This is a genomic window from Hymenobacter sp. HD11105 (genome assembly GCF_054051685.1).
Window position 1 is genome coordinate 521,346 of the sequence record NZ_JBSWBR010000002.1, and the last position, 15,301, is coordinate 536,646.

At 52.5% G+C, this 15,301-nt stretch carries 10 protein-coding genes; 9 read left to right on the forward strand and 1 reads right to left on the reverse strand.

Annotation, left to right across the window (positions count from 1 at the left end; translation table 11 throughout):
* Window positions 1-6 precede the first annotated feature (6 nt).
* From ACW9KT_RS08505 to ACW9KT_RS08515, 3 genes are all read left to right on the forward strand, one after another.
* On the forward strand, window positions 7-2,010 hold the full coding sequence (locus tag ACW9KT_RS08505; RefSeq protein ID WP_457079307.1) for an alpha/beta hydrolase family protein: 2,004 nt from the start codon (window positions 7-9) through the stop codon (window positions 2,008-2,010).
* 161 nt (window positions 2,011-2,171) lie between these two features.
* The gene (locus tag ACW9KT_RS08510) at window positions 2,172-3,302 is read left to right on the forward strand and encodes a metallophosphoesterase (RefSeq protein WP_457079309.1); all 1,131 of its coding nucleotides are present in this window, start codon (window positions 2,172-2,174) and stop codon (window positions 3,300-3,302) included.
* 379 nt (window positions 3,303-3,681) lie between these two features.
* Window positions 3,682-5,406: a CotH kinase family protein gene (locus tag ACW9KT_RS08515; protein ID WP_457079311.1), complete on the forward strand. Its 1,725-nt coding sequence runs from the start codon at window positions 3,682-3,684 to the stop codon at window positions 5,404-5,406.
* Window positions 5,407-5,615: 209 nt separating this feature from the next.
* Here ACW9KT_RS08515 and ACW9KT_RS08520 read toward each other — a convergent pair whose 3' ends face one another.
* Window positions 5,616-7,160 (reverse strand): hypothetical protein, encoded by a 1,545-nt coding sequence (locus tag ACW9KT_RS08520; protein WP_457079313.1) that lies wholly within the window; start codon window positions 7,158-7,160, stop codon window positions 5,616-5,618.
* Between the two features lie 462 nt (window positions 7,161-7,622).
* Between ACW9KT_RS08520 and ACW9KT_RS08525 the strand changes: the two genes are divergently transcribed.
* From ACW9KT_RS08525 to ilvA, 6 genes are all read left to right on the forward strand, one after another.
* Window positions 7,623-8,528, forward strand: coding sequence for a branched-chain amino acid transaminase (locus ACW9KT_RS08525; RefSeq protein WP_457079314.1), 906 nt, complete (start codon window positions 7,623-7,625; stop codon window positions 8,526-8,528).
* Window positions 8,529-8,565: 37 nt separating this feature from the next.
* The gene (ilvD, locus tag ACW9KT_RS08530) at window positions 8,566-10,239 is read left to right on the forward strand and encodes a dihydroxy-acid dehydratase (protein ID WP_457079316.1); all 1,674 of its coding nucleotides are present in this window, start codon (window positions 8,566-8,568) and stop codon (window positions 10,237-10,239) included.
* Between the two features lie 8 nt (window positions 10,240-10,247).
* A complete protein-coding gene (gene ilvB / locus ACW9KT_RS08535) occupies window positions 10,248-11,984 on the forward strand; it encodes a biosynthetic-type acetolactate synthase large subunit (protein WP_457079318.1) in 1,737 nt (578 codons plus the stop codon).
* 146 nt (window positions 11,985-12,130) lie between these two features.
* A complete protein-coding gene (ilvN, locus tag ACW9KT_RS08540) occupies window positions 12,131-12,736 on the forward strand; it encodes an acetolactate synthase small subunit (protein WP_457079320.1) in 606 nt (201 codons plus the stop codon).
* A 197-nt stretch (window positions 12,737-12,933) separates the two neighbouring features.
* Window positions 12,934-13,998, forward strand: coding sequence for a ketol-acid reductoisomerase (gene ilvC / locus ACW9KT_RS08545; protein WP_457079322.1), 1,065 nt, complete (start codon window positions 12,934-12,936; stop codon window positions 13,996-13,998).
* Window positions 13,991-15,265: a threonine ammonia-lyase IlvA gene (gene ilvA / locus ACW9KT_RS08550; protein ID WP_457079324.1), complete on the forward strand. Its 1,275-nt coding sequence runs from the start codon at window positions 13,991-13,993 to the stop codon at window positions 15,263-15,265. Before ilvC ends, ilvA begins: the two co-directional genes overlap by 8 nt.
* The last annotated feature ends 36 nt before the right edge of the window (window positions 15,266-15,301 follow it).

Consider the following 15,301-nt stretch of genomic DNA (forward strand, 5'->3'; position numbering starts at 1 on the left):
CGCGCCGTGAGAGGTCTGCTGATTACCCTACTGCTCGGATTATTGCTCGCTGGCTACACCCACGCCCAGACGACGCCCTATGCGGTTATTGACTGGAAGGCGCCCACCACGCTCAATACCTATCTGCTCCAGCAGGTGCACCAGCAGTACGACCGGCGGCGCGCGGCCATGGCACGGGCCACGCACGCAGGCCTGGCGATGCAGGTGTATCAGGATAGCATTCGGGCGCGCTACCGCAGCCTGATAGGGCCTTTGCCGACGCGCACGCCGCTGAAGGCGCGCGTGGGGGGCAAAATCGCGCGCGACGGCTACCGCATCGAAAAGATAATCTACGAAAGCACGCCGCGCCACCACGTAACGGCTAACCTGTACGTGTCGAACCGACGGGGCCGCAAGCCGGGCGTGCTGCTTTTTTGTGGGCATGAGGCTACTGCCAAAGCCACCGAATCATACCAAAAGACTGCTATTCTATTTGCCCAAAATGGCTTTGTGGTGCTGGTCATCGACCCGATCTCGCAGGGCGAACGGTACCAGCTGACCGACGCCAGCGGCCAGCCGCTTACCCGCGGAGGCACCACCGAGCACACCCTGCTCAATGCCGGCGCTACCCTGCTGGGTACTAGTGTGCCCGCCGCCCAACTCTGGGACAACGTGCGTGGCCTCGACTACCTCCTCACCCGCTCCGAGGTAGATCCTGACCGCATCGGCTGTCTCGGCAACTCCGGGGGGGCCACTCAAGCGGCCTATTTTATGGGTTTTGATGAACGGGTGAAAGTGGCCGCCTTATGCAGCTACGTGGTTATTAGCGAGCGAAACCTAGAGCTTAGCGGTCCTGCCGACGGCTGCGTGCAATTGCCCGGCTCCGGCCCTGCTGGCCTCGACCTGGGTGACTGGCCCCTCATGTTTGCGCCCAAACCTCTGCTGCTCCTGGCTGGCCGCTACGATTTTGTGGATTATACCAGCCTAATGGCCACGTACGCTGAGTTGAAGCACAGCTATACGGTGCTGGAGAAGCCTTTGCAGATCAGTCACTTTACCTATGACGATGGGCACGGCATCTCCCAGCCCAAGCGTGAGGTGGCCGTCGCCTGGTTTCGGCGCTGGCTGTACGAAGATACTCGACCCGTGCAGGAAGCCAACGTAGCTACTTTACCAGCCGAGAAGCTGCGCTGCACCTCAACGGGCCAGGTGACTACGGCCTTCGCCAACGAAAGCACCCTGCCCGAGGAGTACCTAGTGCAGGCTCAGGAGCTGGCTCGTCAGCGCCCAACCCTTACGCAGCTGGATCTGGCCGCCGCAGTGCGGAAAGTACTAGCGTTGCCTGCTACCACAGCCGTAGTGCCCCCCACAACTGCCGCCGATCAGGGCAACGTGCAAGCTCGGGGCCTCACGTTGCGCAAGCTGTTGCTGCGCCGCGCCGGCCAGCCACCTTTACCAGCGCTGCTGGCTTTGCCGCCCAATAATTTGCCCCCCAGCAAGGTTGTTGTCTGGCTGTCCGACCAAGGCAAAGCTGCTCTCCTAGATAGCGCCACGCTACTTGCGAGCTACTTGCGGGAGCGAGCAGCCGTACTGCTCGTAGATCTGCGAGGTTTGGGCGAAACCACCGATCCACCCGCCTTCAACGACCCTAAGTACTACAACCAAGAATACCGGCCGGCGCTACTGGCCCTGCATCTGGGGCGGCCCCTGCTGGGGCAGCGCGTGGAGGATGTATTTACGGTACTGAGCTTTATTAGTCATGATAACCGGTTCAGGGCTTTGCCCATTGATGTACACGCAACTGGTCGAGCGGCGCCGGTTGCTCTGCACGCGGCCGTACTAACCCCGCAGATTAGCCGGGTTGAGGTGAGTAATTTGCCTAGCACTTTCATAGATATTCTGACCCACCCAACCACCAAAGATTGGTATTCGTTGGTGCTGCCCAAAGTGCTGCATTACTACGACTTACCTGACTTGATAACGGCACTGGGTCCTCTACGGCTGCATAGTCGGGTTGCGCTTGTAAAGTGAACAGGCGGCAGCCTGCTTACTGTTCAGCCTTTTTTGTGAGGTGACAGTGGCAAGAAAATTGAATTCATTTGGGGCAGCAGCAGGGGGAAGGTGGCCAAGGGAAGTATGAATTGATTCATATTGGCTTTAATTACAGTGTTTTGTTTTGTACTGCCGATCTGATGTTACTCTGTTTCCCTTTCGCTTTCCGCCGCTTCTTTCTTATTATTGGTCTGTGGGCAGTAGCTCATTTCAGTCACGGGCAGCGCTTTGCAGCCATAGGCGACTACGGGCACGCGGGCCGTGCTGAGCAAGATGTTGCGAACCTAGTCAAGAGCTGGGATCCAAACTTTATTATCACCCTCGGCGACAACAACTACGAGCTGGGCGACTCCGCCACCATCGACCAAAATATAGGGCAGTATTATCACGCCTACATTTACAATTACAAAGGTCGCTACGGGCCCAGCGCATCCACCAACCGCTTTTTTCCCGCCCTCGGCAACCATGATTATTACACCAGAAATGGTGAGCCGTACAAAGACTATTTTACCCTGCCTGGCAATGGCCGCTATTACGATTTTGTGCGTGGCGACGTTCACTTTTTTGCCCTCGACAGTGACCCCGCCGAGCCCGATGGCATAGATGCCAATTCCATCCAGGCTCAATGGCTTAAGAAGAAAATGTCAGCTTCTACGGCGCGCTGGAAGGTTGTGTATTTGCACCACGCGCCATATTCCTCATCGGGGCATCATGGTAGTATTAAAGTAGTACAGTGGCCTTTCCGCGAGTGGGGCGCATCCGTCGTATTAGCCGGCCACGACCACCACTACGAGCGACTTCTAGTTGATGGCTTGCCATATTTTGTTAATGGCTTAGGGGGTCATAGCGTTAAAAAGGTCCAAAAGGCACCCTTGCCCCAAAGCCAGGCCCTATATGGCGACGACTTCGGGGCCATGCTGCTCAATGCTTCACCCGATAGCTTGGTTATGCAGTTTTATACTCGCAAACGACAGCTGATTGATACGTATACCATCCACCAAGCTTTAAGTACGACGCCTATGCTGTACCCAGTTACGCCTAATCCTTTTCAGGACGTAACGCGGGTTGAGTTCTCCTTGCCTACAGATGCAGTAGTGCAAGTGAGGATTCTAAATACATTAGGTAAGGAAGTAACTACTCTTCATCAAGGCTTGGTAAAGGCTGGCCGCCATCGTCTTGAATGGCAACGCAATGCGTTACCCGCGGGCATTTATTATGTACAATTAGTTGGCAGCGACTTATCGCTAGTAACCCGCGCTGTAGCGTATTAGGTCCTCCGCTCTGTAAGTCACTCGTACGAGCGGCATTAGCATTTCCACATTGCGTGTTGTTGCTTTTGCCATGCTAGCGAGCAGCGCCCCTTCGCGCCTGCGCCTTGCGCCAATTGTCTACCCGTAAGAGGGGGCATTACTTCTCTTTCCTTCAAAAAGCAGCTTATAAAGCTCATCATCTCTTGCGCGAGCCCGTCTCAGCAATAGTAAGAGACGGTGGGCTTTTTTGGTATTCGCCTAACTTTCAGGGCATTAGTATAGTAAAATCTATTTTCTTTGTTTAGTTATATAATATATAGGTGTGGCATGATTTTTAGTAAATGAGCATATTCATAAAACCCATTATTCACGCTATACTTTCTCTACTTGACCAAGCCATATGCGAAAAAGTCTTACTGCTATAAAAATAACAAGCTTTCTAATTGCCTTACTCGTTATAACAGCGAAATCAGTTGCTGGTGATATCGTTACAATTCCAGCAAAGTTTTACCATATAGATCATAAAAACCATTTAATAATAATTAATAGAAATATAAGCCAAATTTCTTTAGATGCTACTGGGGTTACTACACTTCTACTCGACAAGCAGTATGATTTTGTAGGGCCAGTCACTTCTTTTAATACAGCATCCTCTTATCAAATTACTTACGAAGACGTACTATATACGCTATACTTTACACAGCTTCCGGTCATCCATATTGGGTCTGAAAATGAAATAGTAGATAGCCCCAGCGTTTATGCTGAGTTTTCGATGTCTGAGTCGAATGGGGTTATTACGGAGTCGGCAGTGGGCGTAGAAGTTCGCGGTTCTTTTTCACAATCATTTCCTAAAAAGTCTTACGAACTAAGCTTTTGGAGTGATAAAACTGGAAAAGAAAGCCGCGACGTGCGATTTCTGCAAATGCGCACTGATAATAAATGGAATCTACAGGCGATGTATAACGAGCCTTTACGCTTAAGAAGTAAAGTCTCTAATGAACTATGGCAGGATATTCACCAAATATATTATAAGGATAAAGAGCCCGACGCTAAAAATGGAATTGATATGGCGTATGTAGAGGTTTTTATAAATAATCATTATAAAGGACTATACGCGCTTAGTGAGCGAGTTGACCGCAAGCAGTTGAAATTAAAAAAATATAGCAGTGGCATAAAAGGTGAATTGTATAAAGGCTCCTATTGGGACGATGCGGTAATATTCAATAGTGCGCCACCATTCAATAACGCAAGTGAAACTTGGAGTGGCTTTGAATATAAGCACCCCGAGGAAGAAATTAACTGGTCTAACTTATACAGCTTCGTAAACTTTGTCACGAAAAGCACTGACCAAGAGTTTAATCGTGATTATAAAAAATGGTTCAGACTTGATAATGCTGTTGACTACTATATTTTCCTTAATTTATTAAGAGCTGGTGATAATTATGGGAAAAACTTATATATCGCTAAGTACAAAACGGATGACCCTTACTTCTATGTGCCTTGGGATTTAGATGGCGTATTCGGCACTGATTGGTCGGGGCAGAATGTAAATGCCACAGATGGTATCCTAACGAATGGATTTTATGCACGCATGATGCAGGATCGTTCGCCTACAGGCTTTCGAGCTGCATTAAATAAGCGCTGGGCTGAGCTGCGAGCTACGGTTATAACTGAAGATTTTATTTTATCGAAATTCAATAGCAACCATGAGCTTCTCTTAAATAACAATGTTTATGAGCGAGAGCATGCTGCTTGGAGTGCATACACGCACGAAGAATCTCAACTTACGTATATTGGAATATGGCTTAAGTACCGTCTAGAATTTTTGGACGTTGCTTTTGGTAAAGAATTACTTCCTTCAGACGTGGTCTTAAGTACCCAAGACGCTCAAAACGAAGTGTCATTGCAACTTTACCCCAATCCTGCGAAAGACTATTTTACTGTAACTTTTGATTCTGGAGCCTACGACTTAATTATTCAGGATATAAATGGTAAGGTGGTAACCAAATATTTTTTATCAGGAAAAGTAAATAAATTACCACTGCATGGTATGAAAAAAGGGATGTACGTGGTTACTGTAAAAAATGATAAAACATTCAAAAAGCAGAAGCTAATAGTTGACTAACGCGATTAGATAAAGTACTATATTAGATGTGAGTTATTTCTTCGTTGTTTAGGCTTTGATCACTGTAACATAAGGTGCGAGAGAGCGATTAAGCGAAATAGCTGATTTAAAATATAAAAAAGCCCCCCAGAACTACTCTGGGGGGCTTTTTAGCATAAGTGTTGTAGTCTGTGGCAAGGGTACGCGGTAGCGCTTGGTTTAGAGCTAGCTTATTTCAACCGTAGAAACTTTCGCTGAATAATCTCCTGCACGGGCACATTCTCAATCTTGCTTTCCAACCAGGAAATAATGTCGAGGTAGAGGAAAGGGCGGCGCTCAAACGGATTCGCGGCAATGCGGATAAGCTGGTCCTTGAGTTGGAAAAAAGAATCCTTTAATTGAGTCGGGGCGATGTCGCCTAACCCTCGTAGAAACTGGAATATGGCAACCTGCATTTGCTGCTGCTCATCCATCTTGCCCAGAAAGCGGTACACCGATTTGATCTGGTATTCGAGCACCTCATCGCGGCCGGCCTCATAGTGTGCAATAAGGTTCAGGATGCGGGCGAAGCATTGAATATCCTCGCGCAGGCTAACGTCCTTTTGCTGAATGACTTTTTCGAGATAGGTAATGGCTTTACCGTAGTCGCCACTTCCAAAATACAGGCTGGCAATTTTATAGTAAAACACCATACGGCGGTGCGGGTCTAGCTGGTGATAAAAGCGGGTTAGGTTGTCGAGCAACTCTGGAATAATGCCGAGGCCTTCTGTAAAGCGCCCCCGCATGAAGTAGGCATTGATTTGATTAGTATAGTTGTACAAAAAAATCAGCATGTCGGTGTTGGGACTCGTGCGCCGCTCCGGGTTGGCGGCAAACGCTTCCAATATCTTCAAGACTTTACTGAACTTGCTGTAGTACTGTAGGTTAAACAGGGAGATTAGTAGATTGTGCAGGCCTTTGAGGTAGAGCATGGCTTGCTGCTCTTGCATGGCAGGATAGTGGAAAAACAGATCGACCCACTTTTGTGCATAGCGATAACAAGCCCGAAAATCCTGCGTGATCGTGTGGTACCACACCTGCGCCTGGTAGTAATAAAGCTTCTCGAAAAAACCGGCATTCGTAAGGTCAACTTTCGCTGTGGCAGCGCGGAAAAACTTGCTGATGCTTTCGTAATCCTGCTGGTTTCGGGAGTGCCCGATTTTGATGTAAAGCCCATACATCCGCAGCGCCAGATTGGATAGCTCATGCTCCTGAGTTAAGTGGGCCACCGTGTCGAGCACCTCCGCCGACAAACTCTCCGCCTTGCCCCGCAAGCTGCGGGTAATGTATTGCGCCTCAATTAGTTTCTCAAAATCAAGGGCCAGCAAAGCGATGTGGGACATTTCGGCCTGGTGAGCGCCTACTTTCACCTTCTCCAACATCTTTAAGCTCTGCTGGTATAGGCCCCGGTTGTATAGCACGCGAGCATAATCGAGCTGTTCGCGCAGCTGAATATCCAGGTTTTGGCCTGAGTGGTAAAGGCGCAGGCTGGCCAGCATTTGCTTGTACAAGTTGGCTTTCAGATTGGCCAGCTGCACCTTTTTAATGGCCGGCACTTCTGCAAGCACCCGTTCCTCGTCGTAGCGATTCTGCTCATCCAGCGCGTCGAAAAGCTGTAGAAATTTTAAGCCCTCATTGGAGCCTTGCCGGTTGGTAAATAGCCGAAAGTGTCGCTTTTCAGAGCGAGTTAAGGACTTAATTAACTGAAAAACCGGATCAAGGCTTTCGTTAGGCATTGTATTTCGGTGTTTGGTAAATGCTTATATAATAGCGCATTACAGCCAAAAAGGCTGCATTTGGAAATAGTGAATAAAGTGAATTTAGTTTTTAGCCCGCTAAACTAGCAGTGCTACTTGCGTGCAGCTTCTGGCAACAATGAGCCTGCTCTCAGCCACAGCTCAGCGTAATGACGCAAGCTAAACAGAAAGCAGCACCTGCTTATTGCCCGCTAGCTGTTCATCCTGACCGAAAACTCAAATGTATCTACGTGCATAGTTGGGCTATACTCTCCTGCACGCATCAACAGCAACACCGCTCCAGCCGCCATGCTTTTTACTGTCCTAGTCGTCATTCTGGTCATTATTCAGCTGCCGCTGGGCTGAAGGAGCTACTTCTGTTTTTCAAGAATAAGCCTTTCTAAGCCCACGCTCGGAGAGGCTTTTTTACTGCTGACTACTTAACTCAAATTCACCGCTTCTATGTATTTCAAGGAAAACACTGTCGCTTTTGTTGATGGTGAGTTTGTTCAGGTCGATCAAGCTACCTGTAGTGTTTATGCGCAATCGTTGCACTACGGATATGCCGTTTTTGAGGGCATCAGGGCCTATACTACCCCCCAAGGCTCCCAGATTTTTAAGGCGCGCGAGCACTACGAACGGTTACAATATTCTTGCGATACGGTGGGAATGCCGCTGCCGTATTCGGTGGAGGAACTGATTCAAATCAGCTACCAGCTGCTGGAAAAAAACGGCCTCTCTGACGCGTACATTCGGCCGCTGGTATACGCCGCTACGCCCAATATGAGTCTGAAATGCGCGAGCAGCAGCAACCTGCTGATGGCCGTGTGGGAGTGGGGCAAATACCTCGGCGACCAAAGCCTGCGCCTGACCATTTCGCCCTACGAGCGGCCCAACCCCAAAGCAGTGCCCATAGAGGCAAAAATATCCGGACACTACGTCAACTCCATCATTGCCAGCTCTGAGGCGAAAGGTAGGGGCTACGATGAGGCGCTGCTGCTAGATATGAATGGTTACGTGGCCGAAGGACCGGGGGCCAATTTCTTCTTCGAGAAAAACGGGGAGCTTTTTACCGCGCCGGCCGGCAGCATTTTGCGCGGCATCACCCGCAACACCATCATCGATCTGGCCCGGGAAGCGGGTATTACAGTGCACGAAAAGTTCTTCACGCCCGCCGCCTTGCAGGGCGCCGCCGGCGCCTTCATGACGGGTACTGCCGCCGAGGTGATTGGCGTGTCTTCCGTAGATGATGTTGTGTTCGAGACGCCCTACCAGGATACCATTGGAGCCCAGCTTGCGCGCCGCTACCACGCGCTGGTGACGGGCCAGGTTTATAAAAGCGAGAAGCAAGAGGTGGGAAGCGAGTAAAAACCAGATTGACTCACCACTCACCATTTCACCGCTCATGGCTCTCAATCCTTACAGCCGCATTTATACTCAAGACGACAGCTTGCCGGCTTCCCAGGCTATGCTGATTGGCTCCGGCCTGTCGGAGGCAGATTTGCGCAAACCGTTCGTGGGTATTTGCTCCACCGGCTTCGATGGTAACACCTGCAACATGCACCTAAACGGGCTGGCCGATCAGGTGAAGGAGGGTGTGGGTGCGCACGGCATGGTGGGGCTGCGGTTCAATACAATTGGCGTGAGTGACGGCATTACTAACGGCACGCCGGGTATGCGTTATTCCCTGGTTTCGAGAGAGATAATTGCCGATTCTATTGAGGCCATGGCCGCCGCGCACAATTATGATGCGCTGGCCTGCGTGGTGGGCTGCGACAAAAACATGCCTGGCTCTCTTATGGCAATGGCGCGCCTGAATCGGCCTTCGCTGATGGTGTATGGCGGCACCATCAAGGGGGGCAATTTTAAGGGGCAGCAGCTCAACATCGTCTCGTGCTTTGAGGCCTATGGAAAGAAGCTACAGAATGCCATTTCCGATGAGGATTATCGGGGTATCATCAACCACGCCTGCCCCGGGCCGGGGGCGTGCGGGGGCATGTACACGGCCAACACGATGGCCTCGGCGGCGGAAGTACTGGGCATGTCGGTACCCTATTCCTCGTCGGCGCCGGCGGTGAGTGCAGCCAAGCGGGAGGAATGCCTGCACACGGGCGAGTACTTGCTGCGCCTGCTGGAAAAGGACATCAAGCCGCGGGATATTTTAGTGCGCGAAGCCTTCGAAAACGCCATGGTGCTGATTACCGCGCTGGGAGGCTCTACCAACGCCGTTATTCACCTCATTGCCATTGCCGATGCCGCGGGCGTGAAGCTGACGTTGCAGGACTTCCAGCAAGTCAGCAACCGGGTGCCCATGCTGGCCGACCTCAAGCCCAGCGGCAAGTATCTGATGGAAGACCTGTCGGCGCTGGGGGGCATTCCGGCCGTGCTGAAAACCTTGCTCAACGAGAAGCTACTGACTGGCGACCTGCTGACGGTAACTGGCAAAACCCTGGCGGAAAACCTAGCCAGCATAGCTGCCTTGGGCGAAGAGCAGGATTTGCTGCGGCCCTTCTCCAATCCCATCAAAGCCGACGGCCACATTCAGATTCTGTACGGCAATCTGGCGCCGGAAGGTGCCGTGGCTAAAATCACGGGGAAGGAAGGTACCAAGTTTGTGGGCCCAGCCAGTGTATTTGATTCGGAAGAAGAACTGAACGAGGGGCTAACCCAAGGCAAAGTTGAGGCCGGTCAAGTGGTCATTATCCGCTACGTGGGTCCAAAAGGCGGACCCGGCATGCCCGAGATGCTCAAGCCGACCTCGGCCATCATCGGGGCAGGCCTGGGCGATAAAGTAGCGCTGGTAACCGACGGCCGTTTTTCGGGCGGCACCCACGGCTTTGTTATCGGCCATGTGTGCCCCGAGGCCTACGATGGCGGCCCCATTGCCCTGGTCCGCAACGGCGACCAGGTGGTGCTAGATGCCGCCAACAATACGATCAGTGTGCTGGTGGAGGAAACCGAAATGGCTGCTCGCCGGGACCAATGGACGCCACCAGCCGAAAAAGCCCCCCGGGGCGTGCTGCGCAAGTATATCCGCACCGTGGGTTCCGCCAGTGAGGGGTGCATCACCGATTCATAAGCAAGACTATGTTCACGAAGGAAGAAACAGTCCAACTGCTGCAGGAAAAAGCCCCCCAGACCATGTCGGGAGCTGAAATGACGCTGCGGGCCCTGCTGGCGGAAGGCGTAGACACCATTTTTGGCTATCCGGGCGGGGCCATTATTCCCATCTACGACGCGCTTTTTGACTTCAAGGAGCAGCTAAACCACGTGTTGGTGCGCCACGAGCAGGGCGGTATTCACGCAGCTCAAGGCTATGCGCGCGCTTCCGGTAAAGTAGGGGTGGTGTTTGCCACCAGTGGGCCCGGCGCTACTAATCTTGTTACGGGCCTAGCTGATGCGCTTATCGACAGCACGCCTCTAGTGTGTATCACCGGGCAGGTGTTCGCGCATTTGCTGGGTACTGATGCCTTTCAGGAAACCGACATTATCAATATTACGACCCCGGTTACCAAGTGGAATTATCAGGTAACTGAGGCTAGTCAACTTCCGGAGGCCCTAGCCAAGGCCTTCTACATTGCCCGCAGCGGCCGGCCCGGCCCGGTGCTGATTGACATTACTAAAAACGCGCAGCAGCAGAAGTTTGGCTTTTCTGCCTACCAGCCCTGTACCCACATCCGCAGTTACCGGCCCTCGCCCATTGTACGGCCTGAATACGTGGATCAGGCAGCGGCATTAATTAACCAAGCCAAGCGGCCCTTTGTGCTCTGGGGTCAGGGGGTAATCTTGGGAGCGGCCGAGCAGGAATTCCGCATTTTTATTGAGAAAAGCGGCATTCCGGCCGCCTGGACTATTCTGGGAGCCGGCGCGCTGCCCACCGATCATCCCCTAAACGTGGGCATGCTGGGTATGCACGGCAACTACGGCCCCAACGTGCTCACCAACGAGTGCGACGTGCTTATTGCCATCGGTATGCGCTTCGACGACCGGGTAACCGGCCGCCTCGATAAATATGCCAAGCAGGCCCAAGTAGTTCACCTCGACATCGACCCCACGGAGATTGATAAAAACGTGGCCACGACCGTGCCCGTGTGGGGCGATTGTAAGGAAACGATACCATTGCTCACGGCGCTGATTGAAGCGAAAACCCACCCAGCTTGGCGGCAGCGGTTCGAGCAATTTCAGACCGAGGAAGTAGCCACCGTTATTCAGGACGAGCTTTTCCCGGCCTCGGATGAGCTGACGATGGGCGAAGTAATTCAGCAGCTAAACGAGCTGACTCAGGGCGACGCCATTGTGGTGACCGATGTGGGTCAGCACCAGATGGTCGCCTGTCGTTATGCCAAGTTCAACCACTCGCGCAGTAACATCACTAGCGGCGGGCTGGGCACGATGGGATTTGCTTTGCCCGCAGCCATCGGAGCCAAGTTTGGTCGCCCCGCCCGCACGGTAGTTGCCATTATTGGTGACGGTGGTATCCAAATGACGATTCAGGAGCTGGGTACCATTATGCAGACCGGAGTCGACATCAAAATCATCATCCTCAACAACCAGTTTTTGGGCATGGTGCGGCAGTGGCAGGAGCTGTTCAACGACCGGCGCTACTCTTTCGTGAACATCGCCAGCCCCGACTACGTGACAGTAGCCAGCGGCTACAGCATTAGTGGCAAACGCGTTTCAGATCGCAATGAGTTGAGAAGTAGCCTGCAAGAGATGCTGGAGCATCCTGGCTCTTTTCTGCTCGAAGTAATGGTGACCAAGGAAAACAACATCTTCCCAATGGTTCCGCAAGGCTGCAGCGTCAGCGAAATTCGATTGCGTTAAAGGCGACTTAGTACTGCGATTACCAAAAGAACGTGTCATGTAGAGCGCAGCGAAGCATCTCGCATGCTGACATAGGATTGGTAATCTAAGAAGCATGCTTCGCTGCGCTCTGCATGACGGCCAAGAAGAGAGTTAAATCAAGAAATATGAGTGAGCAACCCATCGACCGCCAGGAATACAACATCACGGCGTACACCGAGAATCAGATCGGCTTGCTCAACCGCATTGCCATCATCTTCTCGCGCCGCAAAATCAACATTGAGAGCCTGAACACTTCGCCCTCCGAAATCGATGGGATTCACCGCTTCAACATCGTGATTCATGAATCGGAAGAGGTGGTACGCAAAATCGCCAAGCAAATTGAGAAGCAAGTGGAAGTGCTGAAAGTGTATTTCAATACCAATCAGGAGGTGATTTGGCAGGAAATGGCGCTCTACAAAGTGCCTACCGATATCATAGCCGAAAAAGCCTCTGTGGAGCGTCTGCTACGCGAATACGGTGCCCGCGCCGTCGTGATTCGCAGAGATTATACGGTGTTCGAAACCACGGGCCACCGCGAAGAAACCGACAACCTAATCAAGGTGCTGCAGCCCTACGGCCTAATCGAGTTTGTGCGCAGCGCCCGCATCGCCATCATCAAGCACAGCGACGGCTTCAACCGCAAACTGCGCGAATTCGAGCGCACCGAGCCGGGCTCCGAAGTCATTGAGAATGAATTTCTCAACAGTCGCGACAAGGTCTTTACGATGTAATGCAGGTGTGGCTTTGTGCGCCACAATATTTAGAAGAACGTCATGCAGAGCGCAGCGAAGCATCTCGCTCGCGGCCGTGAGGTTAGTAGTCTAACATCAGCAGGCGAGATGCTTCGCTGCGCTCTGCATGACAGTCAAAAAAGCCCCCCAGACGACAGCAAAACAACTTTAAACCATAAAACTCAAACCCCCACAACATGGCAACCATCAACTTTGGCGGCGTAGACGAAACTGTAATTACCCGCGATGAATATCCGCTGTTCAAGGCGCAAGCCTATTTGAAGGACGAAGTAATTGCCGTGATCGGGTACGGGGTACAAGGCCCCGGCCAGGCGCTAAACCTGCGCGACAATGGCTTCAATGTTATCATCGGGCAGCGCCAAGATTCGCCGTCTTGGGAGAAAGCCCTGCAGGATGGGTGGGTGGAAGGCGAAACGCTGTTTTCTATTGAGGAAGCAGCGGAGCGCGGCACCATCATCGCCAACCTGCTGTCGGATGCCGGCCAGATTGCGCTGTGGCCTACGCTTAAAGACCGACTGACGCCTGGCAAAACGCTCTACTTTTCCCACGGATTCGGCATCACTTTCAACGACCAAACCAACATCATTCCGCCCGCCGACGTGGACGTAATTCTGGTAGCGCCCAAAGGCAGCGGTACCAGTCTGCGGCGGCTGTATTTGCAGGGTGGGGGGCTAAATTCGTCGTTTGCCGTGTACCAGGATGCTACGGGCGAAGCGTACGAAAAAGCTATTGCATTAGGCATTGGTGTGGGCTCCGGCTACTTGTTTGAAACCGATTTTAAGAAGGAAGTTTACTCAGATCTGACCGGGGAGCGAGGCGTGCTCATGGGCGCCTTGGCGGGCATTATTGAAGCCCAATACCAAGTGTTGCGGCAGCGCGGGCACTCGCCTTCGGAAGCCTTCAATGAAACGGTGGAAGAACTCACCCAGAGCCTAGTGCCGCTGGTAGGCGAAAACGGTATGGACTGGATGTTTAGCAACTGCTCCGTAACGGCCCAGCGCGGTGCTCTCGATTGGAAAGGCCGCTTCCGCGAAGCCACGCTGCCCGTGCTCAATGAGCTGTACGACAGTGTAGCCTCCGGCAAAGAAGCGGAGCGCACTATTCAGCGAGGCTCCACGCCTAATTACCGCCAGGAACTGGAGGTTGAATTAAAAGAAGTCCGCGAGTCGGAGCTGTGGCAGACTGGTGCGACTGTGCGCCAGCTTCGCTCCCTTAAAAAGACCCAAGAAGCAGATGCATAGCGAAACGATAGCCACTTCAGCCCCAGCGGTGCTGCTGAAAAACGTGAAGCAAGCCGCCCGCAATCTGCAGGGCGTGATTTACGAAACGCTGTTACAGCAGAATCTGGGTTTGTCGGCCACCTACGGGGCCGCCATTTACCTCAAGCGAGAAGACCTGCAGGTGGTGCGCTCCTACAAGATTCGGGGCGCCTACAACAAGATTTGCACGCTGACGCGGGAGCAGGGCGCGCACGATGTAGTGTGCGCCAGCGCTGGCAATCACGCCCAGGGCGTGGCCTATGCGTGTCAGCTGCTGGGGCTGAAGGGCTATATTTTCATGCCGGCCAATACGCCGGCTCAGAAGGTGAGCAAGGTGCGCTTGTTCGGGAAAGACCAGGTGGAAGTAATCCTAACTGGCAACACCTTCGATGACACGTTCACAGCCGCCAAGCACTTCTGCGATGAGCGAGGCAGCACCTTTGTTCACCCCTTCGACGACATGGCTATTGTAGAAGGCCAGGCTACCGTGGGCCTGGAGATTCTGCAAGCTTCCCCAGTACCTATCGATTATTGCTTTATGCCCATCGGTGGGGGTGGGCTAGCCTCGGGCGTGGGGAGCGTTTTTCGGCAACTGAGTCCGCACACCAAGCTCATTGGAGTGCAGCCGCAAGGCGCACCTTCTATGCAGCAAGCCATTCAGGCCGGGCAGCGGCAGGCTTTGGAGAATATCGAAAGCTTCGTAGATGGGGCCGCCGTAAAGTGCCCTGGCGCCCTCACATTTGCACTGTGTCGGGAGCTACTCGACGACGTGGTGCTGGTGCCGGAGGGGCAGGTGTGCGAAGACTTGCTCAAAATGTATAATGAAGAAGGCATTGTGCTGGAGCCCGCCGGTACGCTGAGCATTTCCGCCCTACGCCAGTATGCCAAGGAAATCAAAGGCAAAACGGTCGTGTGCGTGCTCAGCGGCAGCAACAACGATATCACTCGAATGGAGGATATTAAGGAGCGCGCTATGCGCCACCAGGGGCTGAAGCACTACTTTATGGTCACCTTCAACCAGCGCCCCGGTGCGCTACGGCGCTTCGTGAACAACGTGCTTCATCCCGACGATGACATCATTCATTTCCAGTACATCAAGAAAAACAACAAGGAAAAAGGACCAGTTTTCGTGGGGATCGAAGTGAAAAAGCCCCATGAAATTGAAGGCATTCAATTTCGGATGGAGGCGGAAGGATTTGCTTTTGAATACCTCAACGGTAAGCAGGATTTCTTGAGCCTGCTAGTTTAGGCTTATAATGTGCTAACAGCCTAAGCTTAAAAACAA

Excerpts from the sequence above, each read along its gene's own strand:
- ACW9KT_RS08510 (WP_457079309.1), top strand. The coding sequence starts at position 2,172 with ATGTTACTCTGTTTCCCTTTCGCTTTCCGCCGCTTCTTTCTTATTATT.
- ACW9KT_RS08515 (WP_457079311.1), top strand. The coding sequence starts at position 3,682 with ATGCGAAAAAGTCTTACTGCTATAAAAATAACAAGCTTTCTAATTGCC.
- ACW9KT_RS08520 (WP_457079313.1), bottom strand. The coding sequence starts at position 7,160 with ATGCCTAACGAAAGCCTTGATCCGGTTTTTCAGTTAATTAAGTCCTTA.
- ACW9KT_RS08525 (WP_457079314.1), top strand. The coding sequence starts at position 7,623 with ATGTATTTCAAGGAAAACACTGTCGCTTTTGTTGATGGTGAGTTTGTT.
- ilvD (WP_457079316.1), top strand. The coding sequence starts at position 8,566 with ATGGCTCTCAATCCTTACAGCCGCATTTATACTCAAGACGACAGCTTG.
- ilvB (WP_457079318.1), top strand. The coding sequence starts at position 10,248 with ATGTTCACGAAGGAAGAAACAGTCCAACTGCTGCAGGAAAAAGCCCCC.
- ilvN (WP_457079320.1), top strand. The coding sequence starts at position 12,131 with ATGAGTGAGCAACCCATCGACCGCCAGGAATACAACATCACGGCGTAC.
- ilvC (WP_457079322.1), top strand. The coding sequence starts at position 12,934 with ATGGCAACCATCAACTTTGGCGGCGTAGACGAAACTGTAATTACCCGC.
- ilvA (WP_457079324.1), top strand. The coding sequence starts at position 13,991 with ATGCATAGCGAAACGATAGCCACTTCAGCCCCAGCGGTGCTGCTGAAA.